The sequence below is a fragment of the Amycolatopsis balhimycina FH 1894 genome, assembly GCF_000384295.1.
In the GTDB taxonomy this organism is placed as follows: Bacteria; Actinomycetota; Actinomycetes; order Mycobacteriales; family Pseudonocardiaceae; genus Amycolatopsis; species Amycolatopsis balhimycina.
Genome location: NZ_KB913037.1, coordinates 752,911 through 771,561, shown reverse-complemented (window position 1 = coordinate 771,561; position 18,651 = coordinate 752,911). Strand labels below are relative to the sequence as shown.

Here is an 18,651-nt window from a genome sequence, read left to right as displayed (position 1 = left end):
GGGACGAAATGGAAGCAAAGGTGTTCGACCTCGGAAAGGTGCGAAGAGACGCGGTGGTCACCATCCGGCTGGACGCGATGGCCAACGTCAGGCTCCTGACCAAGGTCAACTTCCAGGCCTACCGGCGCCGGCAGTACTACCGGATGCACGGCGGGGTGGCCACCGCACCGATGTTCAAGATCCACATCCCGGCCAACGCCCACTGGTTCCTGGTGATCGACGTCGAGGGGCTGGAAAACCTGCCCCTGCGCCCGCGGGTGAGCGTCGAACCCGAAGCGGCCGTCGCGGCCCGTGGACGCACCGGCCCCCGGTGAGTGTCATCGCCCCCTTCGCGGCCCCGATCCGGTGATCGGGGCCGCGAAGGCGACATGCGGCCGCATGGCCTGACTCCTCCAGGCCGCGAACGCGCACCGGACCTGCGGCATCACTGGTCCGGTCCCGCCGGACGCACCGACCATCGGCGGATTTACAACGTTGTACCAACGATGCAAAAGTGATCGTGCGTTGTCCGCCGCTCGGCTCGCACGCCGTGGAAGGGGCCACCGATGTCCTCCCGAGAACGCGCTCACCTGACCCGCCGTGACCTGCTTCGGCTCGCCGGGGGCACGGCCGCCGCCGTTGCCGCGGCGCTCTGGTTGCCCGGTACCGCGGCCGCCGGCACCTTCAGCCCGATCCGGCCGCCCGCCACCCCGCTGATCGTCCGCTCGCCGTACCTGTCCACCTGGCAGCCCGCCGACAACCTCGCCGGCACCTGGTCGAGCTTCTGGACCGGCCACATCACCGCGCTGTGCGGTCTCGCCCGCGTCGACGGCGCCGCCTACGTCTTCGCGGGCGCGCCCGCCCTGCCGTCGGGGCCCGCCCTCACGCCGATGACCCAGGTGAGCCTGCAGGTCACCGGCACGCGCTCGACCTACGTCCTGAACGGCGGTGGCGTGAACCTCACCGTCACGTTCTTCTCGCCGGTCGATCCGGCGAACCTGCAGCGCCAATGCGTCCCCTTCGGCTACGTGACCATCCAGGCCGCCAGCGCCGACGGCCGCGCGCACGCCGTCGACCTGCACTTCGACACCTCCGCCGAGTGGGTGCACGGCAACACCTCCACGCCGGTCACCTGGACGCGGCAGCAGTCCGGCGGCTACACCCTGCTCAGCTGCACCCCGGCGAGCCCGGGCGTGCTGCAGGAAAACGGCGACCAGGCGAGCTGGGGCTCCTTGGTCCTGGCCGCGCCCGCCGGCGGGGTGAGCTGGCAGATCGGGCAGGACACCGTCGTCCGCGCCGCCTCCGCCGGACAGGGCGCCTTGCCCAACACCAGCGACACCGCTCAGCCGCGCGCCATCAACGACCGCTGGCCGGTGCTGGCGTTCAACAAGGACCTCGGCACCATCCCGGCCGGCGGTACGTCGGCGCCGTTCACCGTGGCGATCGGGCACGTCCGCACCCCCGCGGTCCGCTACCTCGGCACCGAGCTGCGTCCCTGGTGGACGCACTACTGGGGCAGCTGGCAGGACATGGCGGTCTGGTTCGCGAACGACTACGCCGCCGCGCTGTCGGCCGCCACCGCGATCGACCGGCGCCTGCACGACGACGCCGTCGCCGCGGCCGGCGGCGGCAGCACCGGTGAGCACTACGCCGGGATCTGCGCGCTGGCGCTGCGCCAGGCGTTCGGCGGCACCGAGCTGGTCGACCGGGGCGGCGCGCCGTGGGCGTTCCTCAAGGAGATCTCCTCCAACGGCAACATGTCCACTGTGGACGTCACCTATCCGGCGTTCCCGGCCTACCTCTACTCGTCGCCCGCCTACCTGCGGTTGCTGCTGGAACCCCTGCTCGACTACGCCGAACGCGGCGGCTGGCCGATGGCGTTCGCCGAGCACGACCTCGGCACCCACTACCCGGACGCGACCGGGCACAACGACGGCAACGAGGAGAGCATGCCGGTCGAGGAGTCGGCCAACCTGCTGATCATGGCGGCCGCGCTGGTGCAGCGCCTGCCGTCGGCCGAGGCCGTCGCCTTCGCGAACACCCACTACCGGATCCTGCGGCAGTGGGCGGAGTACCTGGTCGCCAACACCCTCGACCCGGGTTTCCAGAACCAGACCGACGACTTCACCGGCTTCATCGCGCACAGCGCGAACCTCGCGCTGAAGGGCATCGTCGGTGTCGGCGCGATGGGGATCATCGCGGCCGCGACCGGCAACACCGCCGACGCGCAGCGGTACCGGTCGACGTCCCGCAGCTACGTCAGCCAGTGGGTGACGCTCGCCGAGGACGGCCAGCACCTGCGGCTCGCCTACGACCAGCCCGGCACGTGGAGCCTCAAGTACAACGGCTTCGCCGACCGCGTGCTCGGCCTCGACCTGGTCCCGCTCGGTGTCGCGGCCCAGGAGGCCGCCTGGTACCAGTCCCACGCCGGCGCCCACGGCGTCCTGCTCGACCCGCGCAACAACTACACGAAGGCCGACTGGGAGCTGTGGACCGCGGCGTGGCTGACCGACCAGCCGAACATCCGCACCACCCTGGTCGAGGGCGTCTACAGCTTCGCGAACACCACGCCCCAGCGGGTGCCGTTCACCGACTGGTACGTCGTCGCCGACGCCACCCAGCGCGGCTTCCAGGCCCGCCCGGTCGCCGGCGGCTACCTCGCGCTCCTGACGCGCCCGGCGGCGTCGGCGACGGTGTGGCGGAAGCTCCAGAACCAGCGGTCGGGCAAGGTGCTCGCCGTGTCCGAGATGTCGCTCGCCGACATCGCCGAGGTCACCCAGTGGTCGGACAACGGCACGGCCGACCACCTCTGGGCGGTCGTGGACAACGGCGACGGGACCGTCCGGATCGTCAACCGCAACAGCGGCAAGGTCCTGGCCGTGCACGACCAGAGCCTCGACAACGGCGCCCACGTCCAGCAGTACCGCGACAACGGCACCCCCGACCACAACTGGCGGATCGTCGACGCCGGCGGTGGCTGGTCGAAGCTCGTCAACGTCCGCAGCGGCAAGGTCATGGCGGTCGACCAGCAGTCCACCGCGGACGGCGCCCAGGTGACGCAGTGGGACGACAACGGGACACCGGACCACCTGTGGCGGTTCGTCTGACGCCGTTTGCGACACTGGCGCCGTGTGCGCCGACCCCCTCCGCCGGTTCCTCGACGAACGGGACCCGCCGACCCCGTGCCTGGTCGTCGACACCGACACCGTCGCGGCCCGGGCGCGCGAGTTCCGTTCGGCGTTCCCCGGCGCGCTGATCCGGTACGCGGTCAAGGCGAACCCGGCGCCGCCGGTGCTCGACGCGCTGGTGGCGGCCGGGATCGGCTTCGACGTCGCCGGACCGGCCGAACTCGCGCTGTGCCTCGCCCGCGGCGCCGACCCGGCCGGCATCGCCTACGGCAACCCGATCAAGAAGCCGCGCGACATCGCCGGCGCGTTCGAGCGCGGCGTCCGCGAGTTCACTTCGGACGCCCCCACCGACGTCGACCACCTGGGCCGGTGCGCGCCGGGCTCGGCCGTGTCGATCCGCGTGGTCCTCGACGCGCCGGACTCCGCGACGCCGTTCGGCCGGAAGTTCGGCTGCGAACCGGCCGAGGCCCTGGATCTGGTGGTCCGCTCGGCCGCGCTGGGGCTGCGGCCCGGCATCGCTTTCCACGTCGGGTCGCAGCAGCCGGACGTCACCGCCTGGGAGATCGGGATCGCCACGGCGGCGAAGCTGTTCGCCGAAGCCGAGGCGCAGGGCGTCAGGATGACGCGGCTCAACCTCGGCGGCGGTTTCGCGACCGCGCACCGCACCGCTGTCCCACCGTTGGCGGTGTATGCGGAGACGATCGCGTCGGCGCTCGACGCGTCTTTCCCCGCCGGGCGGCCCGAGCTGCTGCTGGAGCCGGGCCGGGTGCTGGTCGCCGACGCGGGCCTGCTGCGGACCGAGGTGGTCCTGGTCGCGAACCGCGGCGAGCGACGCTGGGTGTACCTCGACATCGGCCGCTACAACGGGCTCGCCGAGGCCGAGAACGAAGCCATCGCCTACCGGTTCGAGCCGGTCGGCCGGCACGACGGCCCGGCCGGGCCGGTGGTGCTCGCCGGGCCGACCTGCGACGGCGACGACGTGCTGTACCAGCGGACGCCGTACGAGCTGCCGCTGTCGCTGCGGACCGGCGACCGGCTCGACCTGCCGGGGACCGGCGCCTACACCGCGAGCTACGCCTCGGTCGGGTTCAACGGGATCGAGCCGCTGCGGACCCACTGCGTCGGGCGGTGGGGCGATGTCTGAGGTCGGCCGGTTCGCCGGCCGGCACGTGCTCGCCGAGCTGCACGGCGTCGACCCCGGCCTGCTCGACGACACCGCGCGGCTGGGTGAGCTGCTCCGGGCGGCGGTGACGGAGGCCGGCGCGACGGTCCTCGACGTCGTGGCACAGCGGTTCGCGCCGCAGGGCGCCACCGTGATCGCGCTGCTGGCCGAGTCGCACGCCTCCGTGCACACGTATCCCGAGCACGGATCGCTCTTCGCCGACGTGTTCACCTGCGGCGACCGCGCCGATCCCGAGCAAGCGCTGCGGTTGCTGGCCAAGTCGCTGGACGCCGCTTCGGTCCACCTGTCCGTCCTCCACCGGGGAGAACGCCGATGCCCTTGATCCACGAACCGGTCGGCCACGGCCTCACCCGCGTCTGGGAGGTCGGCGACGTGCGGTTCCACGCGCGCACGCCGTACCAGGAGGTGCTGATCGGGAGGACCGCGCAGGGGGTCTCGCTGTTCTGCGACGGCGAGCGCCAGAGCACCGAGGCCAGCCAGCTGGTGTACCACGAGGCGCTGATGGTGCCCGCGCTGCTGCTGGCCGAGCAGGTGCGGCGGGTGCTCGTCATCGGGTCGAGCGAAGGGGTCGCGTGCGAGCTGGCGGTCGCCGCGGGCGCCACGCTGGTCGACCACGTCGACATCGACGCCCAAGCCGTGCGCGCCTGCGCCGGGCACCTGCCCTACGGCTACACCCCGGCGGACCTGGCGCGGGCCGAGCGCGGCGACGGCCCGATCCGGGTGTCCTATGAGGACGGATGGGCGTTCCTGGCCGCGGCCGAGGGCAGCGGCGACACCTACGACGTGGTCGTGATCGACCTACCGGACGAGAACACCGATCCCGGCGCCCAGCACAATCGCCTGTACGGTACGGATTTCCTCGGCCGCTGCGCGCGGCTCCTGGCTCCCGGCGGGGTGGTGACCTGCCAGGCGGGCTGCCCCACCCTGTGGCGCAACGAGACGCTGCGCGCGTCGTGGCGGCGGTTCCGCGAGGTGTTCGCGACGGTGCTGTACTTCGGTTCCGACGAGCACGAGTGGGCCTTCCTGTCGGGCCGCGCCGACCACGTCGGGCAGCCGGGCGCGCTGGTGGCGCGGCGGTTCGCGGAGCGGGGGAGCGGGGCGGTGACGCTCGACGCCGCGGCGCTGCTCGGCGGAGCGACCCCGCCGTACTCGCTCCGGCACGGCATTGGTACAGACCAGTCTTGACCTTCGATTTTCCGTATATCCCAGCCCGCGAAACGTGAAATTGCGGGAAATGGATTTCCCGTACCCGGCCGTGTCGTGTTACTCCGTTCAGTGGCCGTCGGAAAGGTTGCGATCGCGCTACGATCCTCTCCGCGCGCGATCAGCATCACCATCAAGGCACCGTGGCCCATTTGGAGGAGCGTCATGCTCGGTATGTCGGTCGTAGCCGCTATGATTCTGTCCGCACTCGTCGCACCCGTCGATTCTCCGGCGACGTCGGTTCCGACCGAAAAAATCACGCTCGACATCAAGACCATCAACGGCTCCGGCTGCCCGGCGGGCACGGCCACCGCGTCGGCCGACGTGGCGTCGGACAACACGGCGTTCACGGTCCACTACACGAACTTCACCGCCAAGGCCGGCGGCGGCGTGTCCGCCCTCGAAGCCCGGAAGAACTGCCAGATCAACGTGCTTGTCCACGTGCCCCAAGGGTTCACATACGCGATCGCCTCGGCGGAGTACCGCGGCTACGCGCACATCGAGAGCGGAGCGAGCGCGCTCGAGCAGGCCAACTACTACTTCGCCGGGACGTCGCCGACCGCTCGCGAACGGCACACGTTCCCCGGCCCGTTCCACGGCGTGTGGCGGGCGGTCGACACCACCGACGTGGCCGAGCTGGTGTTCGCGCCGTGCGGCGAGAGCCGCAACCTGAACATCAATGCGGAACTGCGGGCGGACGCGGGTACCTCCTCCGGTGGGAGTTTCATCGAAATGGATTCCGAGCACGCGAGCGTGGACACGCTTTACCACTTCTCGTGGAAGACCTGCTGAATTTCGCTGCCATTGCCGCAGGCGGCTCGCTCACCGGAATCCGGCCGGTGAGCGAGCCGTTCGGGCCGGCTGAACGGGCGTGACCAGCAAGGTCACGCCCGTTTCGCTGCCGCAGCCGATGTGCTGCGCCACGTTCGCCTTGGCCACGAACCGGTCCGGGCCGGGTTCGAGGACGGGGATCTTCTTCCGCGCGGGCCGGTCCGGGGAACCCGCCAAGCACCGATTTCAGGCCGGTGCCACCGCTGCCGTTTCCCGCGATGGTCGCCCCTTGGCCGCGCCGGATGAGGGAGCCCGGGCTGGCCTCAACGTCGCCCGCGCCCCCTGTGTCGGCTACCTCGCGGCAGGCGCGCGCTCGGTCTCGGCGTCGGCCACCGGGCTGCATCGTCGTTCGAACCGCTCCATCAGCACGGTAGCGATCAGGACGGCCACTGGAGTGCTCACCGCGATCCACATGACAGAAGATCTACCCAGCCGGGCGGCGTCTCAATCACCCGCGGACAGCCGCGTGATCAGGTCCAGCAGCCGCGCGCGGAACGCGTCGTCGTCGCCGAGGCCGCCGAGCAGGGCGGGTGCGGCGCGCACAGCCTGCTCGTGCACGGCCCGGCCGTGCGCGGTCAGCCGGGTCAGGTGGCGGCGGGCGTCCGCCGGGTCGGGTGTCCGGGTGACGAACCCGGCCTTGGCGGGTCAGCCGGGGGCGCCGGCCGCTTCCTGGTCGGTGGCCAGCTCGGCCCAGAGGGTCTTGCCGCCGGGCCGGCGCAGCTGGCCCCACGCCGCGGCACAGCGCTCCACCAGCAGGAGCCCGCGGCCGCCCTGCTCGGACGGCGCCCGGCGGTGGGCGGGCTCGCCGCCGGCGTCCTCGACCTCGATCCGCAGCTTCGCGGCGCCGGTGAGCAGGCGGATGTGGTAGGGGGCGCGGCCGTGGCGCAGTGCGTTGGACGTCAGCTCGTCCACCACCATGACCGCGGTGCTGACGACGTTCGCCGGGAAACCGCCGAGGACCGTGCGGACCCACTGGCGGACCTTGGCCAGCTCGGTCAGCTCGGCGGAGATGCCGAGTTCGTGCCGGATCGATCGCCGTTTCACGTCGGCCTCCTTCTCCGTGCCGGACCCGGAAGAAGAGCCCTCTCCTTCTTCATGCCCGGATTCGCGCCCGTCGACACGGGTATCGGAGGCTTTCACGCTGCTTCGCCCGCACGGAGTGCGGACGTCCAGGTGCTGGGCCGCGTCGCGTCGGTCGTCATACGGGCTCCAGAATCGGGGGCGGGGACGCGGGCTGGCGGCTCAACCTGCTCCGCCCGCAATCTACCAGCGCTGCCGGGCCCGGGCAGCGCGGTTCCGCTTCACCGTCCTTTAAGGACTTCCTGGGGCCGGGCGGGTTCGGCCGGCTCGGCGGGCGTGGTGGCCGGTGGCACGATGGCAGTGTTGACGGTGCGGGTCAGCCGTTCGTAGGGCGCCCGGTGCTCGTCGTCGAGCAACACCGCCAGCGGGGTCCAGACGCCGACGACGAACACGGCCACCGCCAGCGCGACGGGCAGGAGCAGCCGTTCCGGGTGCCGGCCGAGGTCCCAGTGGTCCAGGTCCAGCACCAGCCAGGTGAGCCACAGCGGCGAGAACAGGACGCCGTTGCGGACCAGCAGTGCGATCGGCCCGGCCCGGCGGCCGCTCCGGCGCGTCACGCGCAGCAGCATCGCCCGCTTGCCGGGCGTCGACCCCGTGACGGCGGGCAGCACCACGAACCACACGACGGCGAGGATGGCGACCGGCGTGTCGCGGTGGTGCAGGTCCTCGCCGAAGAGCGTCAGCAGGCCGAAGAGGAACCCGAGCAGCGCGGCGAACCCGAGCAGGTCCGTGACCAGCGCGAACAGCCGCCGCGTGAAGGTGACCTTCGCGGCGTAACGGCGCCGGTCGTGCTCCGGTTCCGGCGACGGCAGGAGCCGCCCGAGCGGGCCGGCCAGGAGCCAGCCCACGACCACGCCCGCGGTGTTGAGCAGCAGGTCGTCGACGCTGAACAGCCGGTACGGGCACGGGTAGACGAACCACAGGCCGGTCAGCTGGGTCAGTTCGAAGAACAGGGAAACGCCGAAGCCGACGAGCGTCGCGGGCAGCAGCCGCATCCGCTGGGCGTACCGGACGTAGAAGCCGAGCGGCGCCAGCATCACGACGTTCAGCGCCGTGGTCCAGACCGCCGGGTTGTGCAGCAACGCGGTGGGGCTCCAGTGACCGTGGGCCCGCTGGGAAACCACTTCGACGAAGTAGAACGGCCGCAGCTGCGGAGAACTGGCGTAGGTGTGGCCCGCGCAGTAACCCGGGTCGGCGGGCAGCGGCAGGACCGTCTGCGTCGCGATCGCCAGCAGGTAGAACAGGAACGCGTAGAAGACGAACGTCGGCCAGCCGCCGGCGCGGCCCCGGCGGCGGTAGCTGACGAACGCGGCCGGGAGCATGACGGCCAGCGCGAGGAGCGGGAAGAGGAGGAGGGCGGTCCGGACGGGGACGAGGTAGGTGGCGACCACGGAGCCGGTGGTACCCAGCCTGGGGAGGTGTGAAGCGTGGTTCCTCCAGACGGCTGGGCGTTACCAATCCGGCCAAAAGCAGGCCGACCCCCGCGCGGCACGCAACCGTTGCTACAAAGCCATCGGCCGTGACTGTGGTCGAATTGGTAACGATCGGCACAGTACCGGCGGTGGCTCACTGCGGCGGCGCGTCCTGCTGCCCGCCACCCTGCTTGCGCAGGTAGTCCTTCACCTTCTCCGAGCCCTGGTCGATCTTGTCGGCGTGGTCGCCGAAGCGCTGCTTGGCGGCTTCCGCTGCCTTGTCGACGCCCTGGTCGGCCTGGTCCGGGTGCTTCCCGAGCGCTTCCTTCGCCTTGTCGAACAGATTCATCGTCTTCGGCCCTCCGCTGGAGAAACTGATCTTCGGACCCTTCGAGGAGAACACCGCGGGCGCGGCCCCGCAACGCTCCCTCACCTGTCCCGGGGATTCGGGCGTTTTCGCGGGTGAACGGCCCGTGCGAGCGGTTTCGGGGAGAGCCGTCCGGGGTACGGCCGCGGGGGCGCGTGAACCGTGGGTCGCCGCGGCTCGTATAACCGGGTGAGGAATCGCCGTCCCGCCGCAGGGACCGGCGGACACACCGCGCACCACGACGTGAGGCTCGCCATGGTTGGAAACACCGGTCTGCCGCTGGGGCGGCTCACCCGTCGCACCCCGTACCCGGGCACGGTCCTGCCCGACTTCGGGTTGTCGCGGCCAGGACGGCGGCAGCACGTCTTCACGAGCCGCGTCCTGACCGTGCTGGCCGCGCTGCTCGTGCTGTTCGGTCTCCTCGCGCCGGACGACCTCTCTTCGATCTCCGCCGTCGCGCTCGTGCGCGTACCGGTCGAGGGCCTCATCGTCGCCGCGTTGGTGCTGGTCCTGCCGCCGCGGGCGCGGCGCGTCGCCGCCGTGGCCGTCGGGCTGGTCCTCGGACTGCTCACCCTGCTGAAGGTCCTCGACACCGGCTTCTACGCGACGCTGGAGAAGCCGTTCGACCCGATCTACGACTGGAGTTTCTTCCACGCCGGCGTCGAGTTCCTCGCCGGCCAGATCGGGAACGCGGCCACCGTCGCCGCGCTCGTCGTCGCCGGGGTGCTCGCGGTGGCCGTCGTCGTGCTCATGGTCCTCGCCATGCTGCGGCTGAGCCGGGTCGCCGCCGGGCGGCGCACCGGGGCGACGCGGGTCGTGGCCGTGCTCGCCGTGGTCTGGATCGTCTGCTCCCTGTTCGACGTCGAGATCGCGCCGGGCCAGCCGGTCGCCGCGCAGAGCGCCGCCGCGCTGGCCTACGGCGATCTGCGCCAGGTGGGCGCGGACCTGCGGGACCAGCGCCCGTTCGGCGAGGTGGCCGCCGAGGACGCGTTCCGGACCACCCCCGGTGACCAGCTGCTGAACGGGCTGCGCGGCAAGAACGTCGTCCTCACCTTCGTGGAGAGCTACGGCCGGATCGCCCTCGACGACCCGGGCTTCGCGCCGAAGATCGGCGCGACGCTCGACGCGGGCACCGCGGAGCTGCGCGCCGCGGGCATCGGCGCGCGCAGTGCGTTCCTCTCGTCCTCGACGTTCGGCGGCGGCAGCTGGCTCGCGCACTCGACCGTGCAGTCGGGCATGTGGATCGACAACCAGCAGCGGTACAACAACCTCCTCGCCGGCGACCGGCTCACCCTCGGCGGCGCGTTCCAGCGGGCGGGCTGGAAGACCGTCTGGGACGTGCCCGCCCACACGATGGACTGGCCGGAGGGGCAGAAGTTCTACCACCCGGACGCCTACTATGACGCCCACCACGTCGGCTACCAGGGCCCGGGGTTCGCCTACGCCACCATGCCCGACCAGTTCACGATGTCCATGTTGCAGCGCACCGAGCTCGCGAAGGCGGGACCGCGGCCGGTGATGGCGGAGGTCGACCTCGTCTCCAGCCACGCGCCGTGGTCGCCGCGGCCCTGGCTGGTCGACTGGAACCAGGTCGGCGACGGGTCGGTCTTCACTCCCATGCCGGGTGCGGGCGAGGCCCCGGAGTCGGTCTGGAAGGACCCGGCGAAGATCCGCGACGCCTACCGCGACGCCACCGACTACTCCCTGAAGACGCTCATCTCCTTCGTCCAGCACTACGGCGACGACAACCTGGTCCTGGTGTTCCTCGGCGACCACCAGCCGCCGGTGGTCGCCCCGCAGGGCGCGGTGCACGACGTGCCGATCACCATCGTGGCGAAGGACCCGAAGGTGCTGGACCGGATCTCCGGGTGGGGCTGGCAGGACGGCCTCCACCCCGGCGCGCAGGCACCGGTCTGGAAGATGGACTCCTTCCGCGACCGTTTCCTGACCGCGTTCGCCCGCTGACGATCGGCGAAGGTCATCGGCTAGCCCGGATGGAGCAGTGTCGTGACTTTCCGCTGCGCGGATTCACTGGCCCGATGAATTGCCGGTAATTCCCGCGCACTTCTACGCTTCACAACGTCGGGGTTCTCCGCGCTGAGGAGTGGGTCATGCGAAGGAAATTGGCGGTTCTCGCGATCGCTGTGTTTTCCCTGTTCGGTCTTTCGGTCGGGTCGTCGGCCGCGGCCGGCGGCGATTTCGCGCCACCCGGTTGCTTCGGCGAGCGTTACGGGATCCTCTTCGGGCAGGGCGTGTCGGTCAGCTGCTTTCCCGGTGCCGGCTACGGGTACCGCGTGATCGCGCAGTGCGCGAGCGGCAGCGCCTACTGGTTCGTCGCCGGGATGCCGGTGCCCTACGGGTTCGGCCCGGCGGTCGCGGAATGCTCCGGCGGGCTGCTCGTCCCGGCGAGTGTGGCCGCCTATCGGGTCGTCGAAATCTGATTCGGGCACGGAACCGTCCGGTCACCTGTTTCTCCGGTGGCCGGACGGTGTCGTGTCCGCCGTTTCGGTAAATGCGGGCACATCCGGTGCCCGGCAGACTCCTGTTCGGCACGCGGCTCCGTGGCGTCGTGCTGTACTTGGTCCAGACCTTTGGGTAGTGGGTGATCCGGCGACGGCGCGGACGGGTGACGACCTGTTCGCGCCGTCGTGCTGCGCGTTGAAAGCCTTGGCGGTCCAGGGAAGTCCGTTCGTCTGTCCCTTGTGGACTATGGCCCGGCGGCACGAATTCCGGACAGAAGACCGGACATTTCTGGACCGGGTGTGGGCGAGCCCCGCACACTCGGCGGACGGTGTGTTTCTTTCCCCCGGCCTTGGAGGAGTACCCATGCGTCGAAGAATCGCCCTGGCCCTCGGCGGTGTCGCCGTCCTCACCGCGTCACTCGCTTCCGCTTCCCTGACCCCCGCCGCCGCGCAGGCGTCACCCGGCCTGATCGCCGCCATGCAGCGGGATCTCGGGCTCACCGCCGCCCAGGCGTCGGCCCGGCTGACCCAGGAAATGACGGCCGCGCGGGTACTGCCCGCCGCGCAGCACGCCGCCGGCGCGGCGTTCGGCGGCGCGTGGTTCGACCCCGCGCTCGGCAAGCTCGTGGTGGGTGTGACCGACCAGGCCGCGGCCGCCGCCGTCCGGCAGGCCGGCGCCGAACCGGCGGCCGCCCGGATCAGCGCGGCGAAGCTCGACGCCGCGAAGGCCGCGATCGACGCCTCCGCCAAGGCGAGCCCGGCGCCGGCCGCCGTCAGCGGCTGGCGTGCCGATCCGAGAGCCGGCAGCGTCGTGGTCACCCTCCGGCCGGGCGCGCACGGTGCCGACGTCGACGCCTTCCTGGCCCGGGCGGCGAAGGCCGGTCCGGTCACCGTCGCGACCGCGCCGGCCGCCGCGCCGTTCTCGGCGGGCACCGTCGGCGGCGACCCGTACTACATCAACGGCAACACCCGCTGCTCGATCGGGTTCTCCGTGCAGGGCGGCTTCGTCAGCGCCGGGCACTGCGGCGGCGCCGGCAGCTCGGTCGTCGGCTGGGACGGCTCGTGGATGGGCACCTTCGCCGGCTCTTCCTTCCCCGGCAACGACTATTCGTTCATCCGCATCGGCGGCGGCTGGTGGACCGCGCCGGTCGTGCTCGGCTGGGGCACGGTCAGCGACGCACTCGTCCGCGGGTCGTGGGTCGCGCCGGTCGGGACGTCGGTGTGCCGGTCGGGCTCGACCACGCACTGGCACTGCGGCACGGTGGAGGGTCTCAACGAGACCGTCAACTACTCCCAGGGCGCCGTCTACCAGATGACCCGCACCAGCGTCTGCGCCGAACCCGGCGACTCCGGTGGCTCCTTCATCACCGGTGACCAGGCCCAGGGCGTCACCTCGGGCGGCTGGGGCAACTGCAGCTCCGGCGGGGAGACGTGGTTCCAGCCGGTGAACGAGATCCTGCAGACCTTCGGCGTCTCGCTCGTCACGGCGTAAGTCCTCCGGCGGCGGCCGATGAATCCGGCGGCCGCCGCCGGTAGGTACCGGTGAGGCCACGCCGGCAGGGCGAGGCAAGAAGTCACCGGGAGCACTCATGAGCGTGATCGTCGTCGAGTTCGTCACCCTGGACGGCGTGGTGGACGACCCGGACGGCTCCGCGGGCACGGCCGTCGGCGGCTGGGCCTTCCGGCACGGGCCGGAGGCCGTGGCCGGGGACAAGTTCCGGCTCGGCACGCTGCTGGACACCGGGACCCTGCTCTTCGGCCGCACCACGTGGGAGCTGTTCGCGAAGATCTGGCCCGGCCGGACGGGCGAGTTCCCCGACCGGCTCAACGCGGCGCGGAAACTGGTCGCGTCGCGGACGCTGACCGACGTGACCGCCTGGCACAACTCTTCGCTGCTGCAAGGAGATCTCGTCGAAGCGGTCGGGCGCGAGGAGCGCGACCTGATCGTCATCGGCTCGATCGGGATCGCGCGGGAACTGGCCGGGCACGACCTGGTCGACGAATACCGGCTGCTGGTGTTCCCGAGCCTGGCCGGGCAGGGCCGGCGGCTCTTCGACGGCGCGGCGCCCGCGGACCTGCGGCTGGTGTCGACCACCCAGGCCGGGCCCGCGGTGCTCAGCACCTACCGGACCCGTTAGCTCCGCAGGAGGCTCACGAGCCAGCCGGCGAGGACTTGCTCGACCTCGGCCCGCGTCCGCGCGGGGTCGTCCGAGGCGGCGATCATTCTCGCCGCCTCCATCACCGCGCTGAGCACGAGCTGGGCCAGGGCGCGTACGGGCGTTTCGACGATCAGCCCGGCCGCCCTGGCCCGCTCCAGCGCGCCGACGAGCAGGCCGAGGCCGTACTCCGCCTCGATCTCGCGCCACACCTCCCAGCCCAGGACGGCCGGGGCGTCGGCGAGCGAGATGCGGCGGATCTCCTCGCGCAGGCAGGCGTCGAGGAACACGCCCAGGGCGTTCGTCATGCCGGTCAGCGTGTCCGGGGCGCTGCCGAACGCGGCGCCGACCTCCTCGGTCAGTTCGCGTTCCAGCTCCTCGACGACGGCGCGGAACAAGCCCCGCTTGTCGGCGTAGTGGTGGTACAGCGCGCCCCGGGTGACCCCGGCGGCGCGGGTGATCTCGTCCGCCGGAACCGCCTGGTAGCCGCGGGCGGCGAACAGTTCGCGCGCGGCGGCGACCAAGGCGGCCTTCGTGCCGGCGGAACGGTCCTGCTGGGTACGTCGCACCCGCCTAATCTGCCATGACGCCCGCGAACTCGACGACGTGGCGGGCCAGCACGGCGGGCTGGTCCTCGGACAGGAAGGTGTAGGAGTCCGGCACCTCCACGAGTTTCGCGTCCGGCAGCAGGGCGGCGAGCCGGTGGGCCAGCCGGATCGGGAACAGCTTGTCCTCCGGCCCCCAGGCGAGCAGCACCGGCCGGTCGAACGTGCGCAGTGCCTCGGCGGCGGCCAGGGTGTGCCGCGGGTGCACTTCCCGGAGCAGCTTGCGCAGATCCCGGCGGACTCCGGCGGATTTCCGCAACGGTGCCAGGTAGGCCTGGGCGACGGCGTCCGGCAGTGGCCGCTTCACGACCCAGCCGAAGAGGACCGGCAGCGGGTACAGCGCGCGGATGCGCAGCAGCTGCCCGAGCACCGCCATCGAACCGGGGATCCGGGCCAGCGGCGGCAGCGGCTTGAAGATCGGCGGGAAGAAGTACTCGAAGCAGTCGGACGGCGTGAGCACCACCCGCCCGACCCGCTCCGGACGGCGGCTGAGGAGGATCTGCGTGAGCGCGCCGCCGGTGTCGTTCGCCACGAGCGTGACGTCACGCAGGTCGAGCGCGTCGAGGAAGTCCGCGATCACGTCGGCGTTGCCGGCGGGGGAGAGGTCGGCGTCCGCGCGCATCGGGAGATCGTGCGCGCCCAGCGGCAGATCCGGGGCCAGGCACCGGAACCCGGCCGCGGCGACGTCGGGCACCACCTTCCGCCACAGTTCGGCGTTCGTCAGCACCCCGTGGACGAACACCACCGGGGCCCCGGAGCCCCGCTCGAAGTACCGCACTTCGCCGGCGGGCAGCCGGACTCGGTGCGCTTGCCCCAGGGACTCGCTTCGGGTCGTCATGCCACCAGGGTTACATACATGGTGTATGTATGTAAATGCTGAGCGACCACGGTGGCGCCCCGGACTTGGCTTCGGGGAAAGGTCGGATCCGGGGCGACCACCGCCCGCGGGACGGCTGACACGGCGTCCTGCGGTGGACTCACCCTACGAACCGCCCGGGGCTCTGACCAGGGCCTCGATCCGGTGTCGAAGGTTTGTCGCCCGGTCGGTCACCGGGCGTACCGAGAGTGGGTCTCGGTGAGTGTTTCGCCGGGCTTGGGTTCGTCCGGCGGCCGGTCGGCGTGGCGGTGGACGATCTTCCATTCGCCGTCTTCGCGCCGGTACACGTGCGTGGCGCGCAGGATGTACGTCGTGGGTTTGCCGTTGACCGACACCGTGTTGTGCTCGAAGCCGATGGTGTAGGCGAGGTCGCCGCTCGCGCCCGCCGCGATGACCTCGAAGCGGTATTCGCGCGAGTCGGAGAACTGGGCCGCGACCCGCTTGAACGCGGCGGTCATCGGATGTCGTGAACGACTCGTTCATGGCGTCCGACGACAGGAAAGAGTCGTTCACGACATCGCGTACCCGCAGCCTCTCACGACAAGTCAGACTCTGAACTGCAGAAACGTCGAGCGGCGCGGGTGGTCCGACGAGCGGTATTCGGCCTGGCTCGGCCGGCTGTGGGTGTCGCTGCTGGGTTGACCGGGCGGAGGCACGCGCCTAGCCTTAAGTTGAAACTTCAACCGATTGCCGCGCCGCGCGCGGGCATGGAGCACCCGGGCATGGAGCACCGATGTCGATCTTCCGCTTGAACCACGCCGTGCTGTACGTCCGGAACCTGGCCGAAAGTGTCGCCTTCTACCGGGACGTGCTGGGGTTCGGGTACATCGACGGCGGCGACGCCCACCGCGGCGCGGCCTTCCTGCGGGCGCCCGGATCGAGCAACGACCACGACCTCGGCCTGTTCGAGATCGGCGCCGACGCCGCTGATTCGGGCGCGGGGCGGACGTCGGTGGGCCTGTATCACCTCGCGTGGGAGGTCGACACCCTCGGCGACCTCGAGCGGCTCGCCGCCCGGCTCGCCGAGGCCGGGGCGCTGGCCGGCTCCTCCGATCACGGCACCACGAAGTCGTTGTACGCCAAGGATCCCAGCGGGATCGAGTTCGAGGTCGTCTGGATCATCCCGCGCGCGCTGCTGACCGACGACGACCGGGCCAAGAGCATCGGCAGGCTCGATCTGGCGGAGGAGCTGGCGAAGTACGGCCCCGACGCCCGCGGCGGCGTCGGGATCTCGCGCCCCTAGGCCGTGGCGCGTGCCCGCGCCGGCTGCGAACCTCGTTGCAGAACAGGCAGGTTGCCGAGCGCGAAGCGGCCGGGGCCGATGAACACGACGATGAGCAGGCCCCAGCAGAAGAGGGTGGCCGCTTCGCCGCCGTTCTGGATCGGCAGCAGGCCCGTCGGCATGTGCACGGTGAAGTAGGCGAAGGCCATCGAGCCGGAACCGAGCACCGCGGCGGGCCGGGTCGCCAGGCCGACGCAGACCAGCACCCCGCAGACGAGCTGGATGACCGCGGCCCACCAGCCGGGCCAGGCCCCGACGGCGGCGGGGGCCTTGGCGCCGAGCAGGCCGAACAACGTCTTGATGCCGTGGCAGGCGAACAGGAACCCGATGACGATGCGGTAGAGGCCGATGACGTGTTCGCGGGCGGTGTCCAGGCGGTGCATGGTGCCTCCGGGGGCGGGTGCGGTGCATCGAGCAGACCGGCGGTGCGGCCGGTCGCGGGGGAGGGGGTTTTCAGATATACCGGCAGTCGGGAAGTATCACACCCCCGAACGGCCCATTTGTGGAATTTCGACGAATTGCACAACCGTGCCCGTGGTGAACTGAATTCGTCGAACGACGAGGTCAGCGGCCTTGCCTGGTAAGGTGATCCGCCGTTCGGGTGATCTTTTAGAGTGGTTCAGACCAGTGTGGAAACGGGGTCTGTCGTAAGTTTCGTGAATGTTTCCGATTGCTCTCGCCGGTTCGTTCAATACGGAATTCGAGCCGCCGATCGGCGTGTGACGATTCGGAGCCGGGTGTCGCGGCAGCGGCTCACCGGTTCGACGAGGGTGGCATGGCGGATCAGCTTGATCCATCACCCTCTAGGGTGGCTCCATGGTGGACGAAGAAGTCGTCTCGGAGCGCATCCGGCAGATCGCCGCCACCCTCGCGGGCCGCGCGGACGAACTCACCGGTGAACTGGTCCAGTTGTACGCGACGGACCTGCCGCAGCTGGTCAACGACGACGAGCGCATGGTGAGCCTGCTGTCGGCGAGCGTCTACCAGAACATCGAAACCGCCTTGCAGATCTTCCGGCACGGTATCGACCCGGCGACGGTCGAGCCGCCGGCCGCGGCCGTGGAGTACGCGCGCCGGCTGGCGCAGCGCGGCACGCCCGTGTTCGACCTGATCCTCGCCTACGACCTCGGGCAGGCCGCGATGCTCGACTTCGGGTTCCAGGAGTGCACCCGGCTGGTCGACGACGCGGCCCTGCTCGGGGCGATCATGCGGAAGCTGCTCCGGGTCGCGTACGAGTTCATCACGCGGGTGGTGCGTCAGCTCGTCGGTGTCTACCAGGACGAACGTGACCGGTGGCTGCTCAACCGAAGCGCCGCGCGGGCGGCGAAGGTGCTGGACCTGCTCGGCGAGAACGGCGGGCCACCCGACGTCGACGCGGCCGAAGCGGTGATCGGCTACCGGCTGCGCGGGACGCACGTGGGCTTGATCGTCTGGCACACGGCGGAGGCCTTCGCCGAGGACGTGCTGTCGGTGCTGGAGTCGGTCGCGGGCGCGGTGTTCGAGCGCGCCGGCGGACAGGGGCGGCCATTGTTCGTCCCCCGGGACGAGGCCGGCGCCTGGGTGTGGCTGCCGCTTCCGCCGGGCGCCGTCGTCCGGCGTGAAGACGTCGACGCGGTGCTGGCCGAAACCGACTGCGGGGTCCGCGTGACGGTCGGCGATCCCGGCACCGGGGTCGGCGGCTTCCGCGACACGCACCAGCAGGCCCGGCGGGCGCACGCGCTGGCGCTGGCCGCCGGCGAGAACTGCGACCGGGTGCTGACCTTCCGCGAGGTCGGCACGGTGGCGCTGATGACGAGCGACCTGAACGCGGCCCGGCTCTGGGTGGCGAGCACGCTCGGGCCGCTCGCCGCCGACGAGGAGAACTGCGCCCGGCTGCGCGAGACCCTGCGGGTGTTCCTCGCCTCCGGCGGCAGCTACACCGCGTCGGCCGCCGAGCTGACGATGCACAAGAACTCCGTGCAGTACCGCGTCCGCAAGGCGCAGGAACTGCTGCCGCGCGAGCTCGGCGAAGGACGGCTGGACGTCGAGCTGGCGCTGAACCTCTGCCGGCGGCTGGGCGCGGCGGTGCTGGCCCCGGCGTGACTTT

20 protein-coding genes are annotated in these 18,651 nt (G+C 71.2%); 12 read left to right on the top strand and 8 right to left on the bottom strand.

All coding sequences use genetic code 11. The features are described 5' to 3' along the window. Window positions 1-8 precede the first annotated feature (8 nt). The 6 genes from A3CE_RS0102645 to A3CE_RS0102615 all read left to right on the top strand — a co-directional run bounded on the left by A3CE_RS0102645 (window position 9) and on the right by A3CE_RS0102615 (window position 6,285). Window positions 9-314, top strand: a complete 306-nt coding sequence (locus tag A3CE_RS0102645; RefSeq protein WP_020638516.1) for a DUF1883 domain-containing protein — start codon at window positions 9-11, stop codon at window positions 312-314. 231 nt (window positions 315-545) lie between these two features. Continuing rightward, the gene (locus tag A3CE_RS0102640; protein ID WP_020638515.1) at window positions 546-3,086 is read left to right on the top strand and encodes a glutaminase domain-containing protein; all 2,541 of its coding nucleotides are present in this window, start codon (window positions 546-548) and stop codon (window positions 3,084-3,086) included. A 22-nt stretch (window positions 3,087-3,108) separates the two neighbouring features. After that, complete coding sequence (locus A3CE_RS0102635; protein WP_020638514.1) at window positions 3,109-4,251, top strand: type III PLP-dependent enzyme; 1,143 nt, start codon at window positions 3,109-3,111, stop codon at window positions 4,249-4,251. Continuing rightward, window positions 4,244-4,612 carry an adenosylmethionine decarboxylase gene (gene speD / locus A3CE_RS0102630; protein WP_020638513.1) on the top strand — a complete coding sequence of 123 codons (369 nt, stop codon included), beginning with the start codon at window positions 4,244-4,246 and terminating at the stop codon, window positions 4,610-4,612. The genes A3CE_RS0102635 and speD overlap by 8 nt, the downstream gene beginning before the upstream one ends. Continuing rightward, complete coding sequence (locus tag A3CE_RS0102625) at window positions 4,603-5,475, top strand: spermidine synthase (RefSeq protein WP_020638512.1); 873 nt, start codon at window positions 4,603-4,605, stop codon at window positions 5,473-5,475. The genes speD and A3CE_RS0102625 overlap by 10 nt, the downstream gene beginning before the upstream one ends. Window positions 5,476-5,658: 183 nt before the next feature. Beyond that, window positions 5,659-6,285, top strand: coding sequence for a DUF4360 domain-containing protein (locus A3CE_RS0102615; protein ID WP_026469639.1), 627 nt, complete (start codon window positions 5,659-5,661; stop codon window positions 6,283-6,285). Between the two features lie 30 nt (window positions 6,286-6,315). On the opposite strand, the gene A3CE_RS53235 is transcribed toward A3CE_RS0102615, so the two are convergent. From A3CE_RS53235 to A3CE_RS0102585, 4 genes are all read right to left on the bottom strand, one after another. Continuing rightward, window positions 6,316-6,501, bottom strand: coding sequence for a hypothetical protein (locus A3CE_RS53235; protein WP_020638510.1), 186 nt, complete (start codon window positions 6,499-6,501; stop codon window positions 6,316-6,318). Window positions 6,502-6,969: 468 nt separating this feature from the next. After that, window positions 6,970-7,368 carry an ATP-binding protein gene (locus A3CE_RS0102595; RefSeq protein ID WP_020638507.1) on the bottom strand — a complete coding sequence of 133 codons (399 nt, stop codon included), beginning with the start codon at window positions 7,366-7,368 and terminating at the stop codon, window positions 6,970-6,972. 257 nt (window positions 7,369-7,625) lie between these two features. Next, window positions 7,626-8,795, bottom strand: a complete 1,170-nt coding sequence (locus A3CE_RS0102590) for a VanZ family protein (RefSeq protein ID WP_020638506.1) — start codon at window positions 8,793-8,795, stop codon at window positions 7,626-7,628. A 175-nt stretch (window positions 8,796-8,970) separates the two neighbouring features. After that, window positions 8,971-9,165: an antitoxin gene (locus tag A3CE_RS0102585; protein ID WP_026468075.1), complete on the bottom strand. Its 195-nt coding sequence runs from the start codon at window positions 9,163-9,165 to the stop codon at window positions 8,971-8,973. Window positions 9,166-9,438: 273 nt separating this feature from the next. Here A3CE_RS0102585 and A3CE_RS0102580 point away from each other — a divergent pair, with 273 nt between their 5' ends. The 4 genes from A3CE_RS0102580 to A3CE_RS0102565 all read left to right on the top strand — a co-directional run bounded on the left by A3CE_RS0102580 (window position 9,439) and on the right by A3CE_RS0102565 (window position 13,783). Beyond that, complete coding sequence (locus A3CE_RS0102580; protein WP_020638504.1) at window positions 9,439-11,148, top strand: alkaline phosphatase family protein; 1,710 nt, start codon at window positions 9,439-9,441, stop codon at window positions 11,146-11,148. 146 nt (window positions 11,149-11,294) lie between these two features. Continuing rightward, a complete protein-coding gene (locus A3CE_RS0102575; RefSeq protein ID WP_185839822.1) occupies window positions 11,295-11,624 on the top strand; it encodes a hypothetical protein in 330 nt (109 codons plus the stop codon). A gap of 385 nt (window positions 11,625-12,009) precedes the next feature. Then, window positions 12,010-13,137 carry a S1 family peptidase gene (locus tag A3CE_RS0102570; RefSeq protein WP_020638502.1) on the top strand — a complete coding sequence of 376 codons (1,128 nt, stop codon included), beginning with the start codon at window positions 12,010-12,012 and terminating at the stop codon, window positions 13,135-13,137. A gap of 97 nt (window positions 13,138-13,234) precedes the next feature. Next, window positions 13,235-13,783 carry a dihydrofolate reductase family protein gene (locus A3CE_RS0102565; protein WP_020638501.1) on the top strand — a complete coding sequence of 183 codons (549 nt, stop codon included), beginning with the start codon at window positions 13,235-13,237 and terminating at the stop codon, window positions 13,781-13,783. Here the strand turns inward: A3CE_RS0102565 and A3CE_RS0102560 are convergent. The 3 genes from A3CE_RS0102560 to A3CE_RS49840 all read right to left on the bottom strand — a co-directional run bounded on the left by A3CE_RS0102560 (window position 13,780) and on the right by A3CE_RS49840 (window position 15,741). Then, window positions 13,780-14,370 carry a TetR/AcrR family transcriptional regulator gene (locus tag A3CE_RS0102560; protein ID WP_020638500.1) on the bottom strand — a complete coding sequence of 197 codons (591 nt, stop codon included), beginning with the start codon at window positions 14,368-14,370 and terminating at the stop codon, window positions 13,780-13,782. The two genes, A3CE_RS0102565 and A3CE_RS0102560, sit on opposite strands and share 4 nt — an antisense overlap. A 4-nt stretch (window positions 14,371-14,374) precedes the next feature. Continuing rightward, entirely contained in the window at window positions 14,375-15,244 is an 870-nt protein-coding gene (locus A3CE_RS0102555; protein WP_020638499.1) for an alpha/beta fold hydrolase, read from the bottom strand. A gap of 209 nt (window positions 15,245-15,453) precedes the next feature. Then, window positions 15,454-15,741 carry a nuclear transport factor 2 family protein gene (locus A3CE_RS49840; protein ID WP_020638498.1) on the bottom strand — a complete coding sequence of 96 codons (288 nt, stop codon included), beginning with the start codon at window positions 15,739-15,741 and terminating at the stop codon, window positions 15,454-15,456. A 275-nt stretch (window positions 15,742-16,016) separates the two neighbouring features. On the opposite strand from A3CE_RS49840, the gene A3CE_RS0102545 reads away from it, so the two are divergent. Beyond that, window positions 16,017-16,526, top strand: coding sequence for a VOC family protein (locus A3CE_RS0102545; RefSeq protein ID WP_020638497.1), 510 nt, complete (start codon window positions 16,017-16,019; stop codon window positions 16,524-16,526). Here A3CE_RS0102545 and A3CE_RS0102540 read toward each other — a convergent pair. After that, the gene (locus tag A3CE_RS0102540) at window positions 16,523-16,948 is read right to left on the bottom strand and encodes a DoxX family protein (RefSeq protein WP_020638496.1); all 426 of its coding nucleotides are present in this window, start codon (window positions 16,946-16,948) and stop codon (window positions 16,523-16,525) included. The two genes, A3CE_RS0102545 and A3CE_RS0102540, sit on opposite strands and share 4 nt — an antisense overlap. A gap of 433 nt (window positions 16,949-17,381) precedes the next feature. Here A3CE_RS0102540 and A3CE_RS0102535 point away from each other — a divergent pair, with 433 nt between their 5' ends. Further along, window positions 17,382-18,647, top strand: coding sequence for an RsbRD N-terminal domain-containing protein (locus A3CE_RS0102535; RefSeq protein WP_020638495.1), 1,266 nt, complete (start codon window positions 17,382-17,384; stop codon window positions 18,645-18,647). Window positions 18,648-18,651: the final 4 nt, after the last annotated feature.

Bases quoted from the DNA above. Each gene is read 5' to 3' on its own strand.
- A3CE_RS0102555 (WP_020638499.1), bottom strand. From the start codon at position 15,244: ATGACGACCCGAAGCGAGTCCCTGGGGCAAGCGCACCGAGTCCGGCTG.
- A3CE_RS0102580 (WP_020638504.1), top strand. From the start codon at position 9,439: ATGGTTGGAAACACCGGTCTGCCGCTGGGGCGGCTCACCCGTCGCACC.
- speD (WP_020638513.1), top strand. From the start codon at position 4,244: ATGTCTGAGGTCGGCCGGTTCGCCGGCCGGCACGTGCTCGCCGAGCTG.
- A3CE_RS0102640 (WP_020638515.1), top strand. From the start codon at position 546: ATGTCCTCCCGAGAACGCGCTCACCTGACCCGCCGTGACCTGCTTCGG.
- A3CE_RS0102575 (WP_185839822.1), top strand. From the start codon at position 11,295: ATGCGAAGGAAATTGGCGGTTCTCGCGATCGCTGTGTTTTCCCTGTTC.
- A3CE_RS0102545 (WP_020638497.1), top strand. From the start codon at position 16,017: ATGTCGATCTTCCGCTTGAACCACGCCGTGCTGTACGTCCGGAACCTG.
- A3CE_RS49840 (WP_020638498.1), bottom strand. From the start codon at position 15,741: ATGACCGCCGCGTTCAAGCGGGTCGCGGCCCAGTTCTCCGACTCGCGC.
- A3CE_RS0102540 (WP_020638496.1), bottom strand. From the start codon at position 16,948: ATGCACCGCCTGGACACCGCCCGCGAACACGTCATCGGCCTCTACCGC.
- A3CE_RS0102645 (WP_020638516.1), top strand. From the start codon at position 9: ATGGAAGCAAAGGTGTTCGACCTCGGAAAGGTGCGAAGAGACGCGGTG.
- A3CE_RS0102565 (WP_020638501.1), top strand. From the start codon at position 13,235: ATGAGCGTGATCGTCGTCGAGTTCGTCACCCTGGACGGCGTGGTGGAC.
- A3CE_RS0102625 (WP_020638512.1), top strand. From the start codon at position 4,603: ATGCCCTTGATCCACGAACCGGTCGGCCACGGCCTCACCCGCGTCTGG.
- A3CE_RS0102570 (WP_020638502.1), top strand. From the start codon at position 12,010: ATGCGTCGAAGAATCGCCCTGGCCCTCGGCGGTGTCGCCGTCCTCACC.
- A3CE_RS0102585 (WP_026468075.1), bottom strand. From the start codon at position 9,165: ATGAATCTGTTCGACAAGGCGAAGGAAGCGCTCGGGAAGCACCCGGAC.
- A3CE_RS0102535 (WP_020638495.1), top strand. From the start codon at position 17,382: ATGGTGGACGAAGAAGTCGTCTCGGAGCGCATCCGGCAGATCGCCGCC.
- A3CE_RS0102615 (WP_026469639.1), top strand. From the start codon at position 5,659: ATGCTCGGTATGTCGGTCGTAGCCGCTATGATTCTGTCCGCACTCGTC.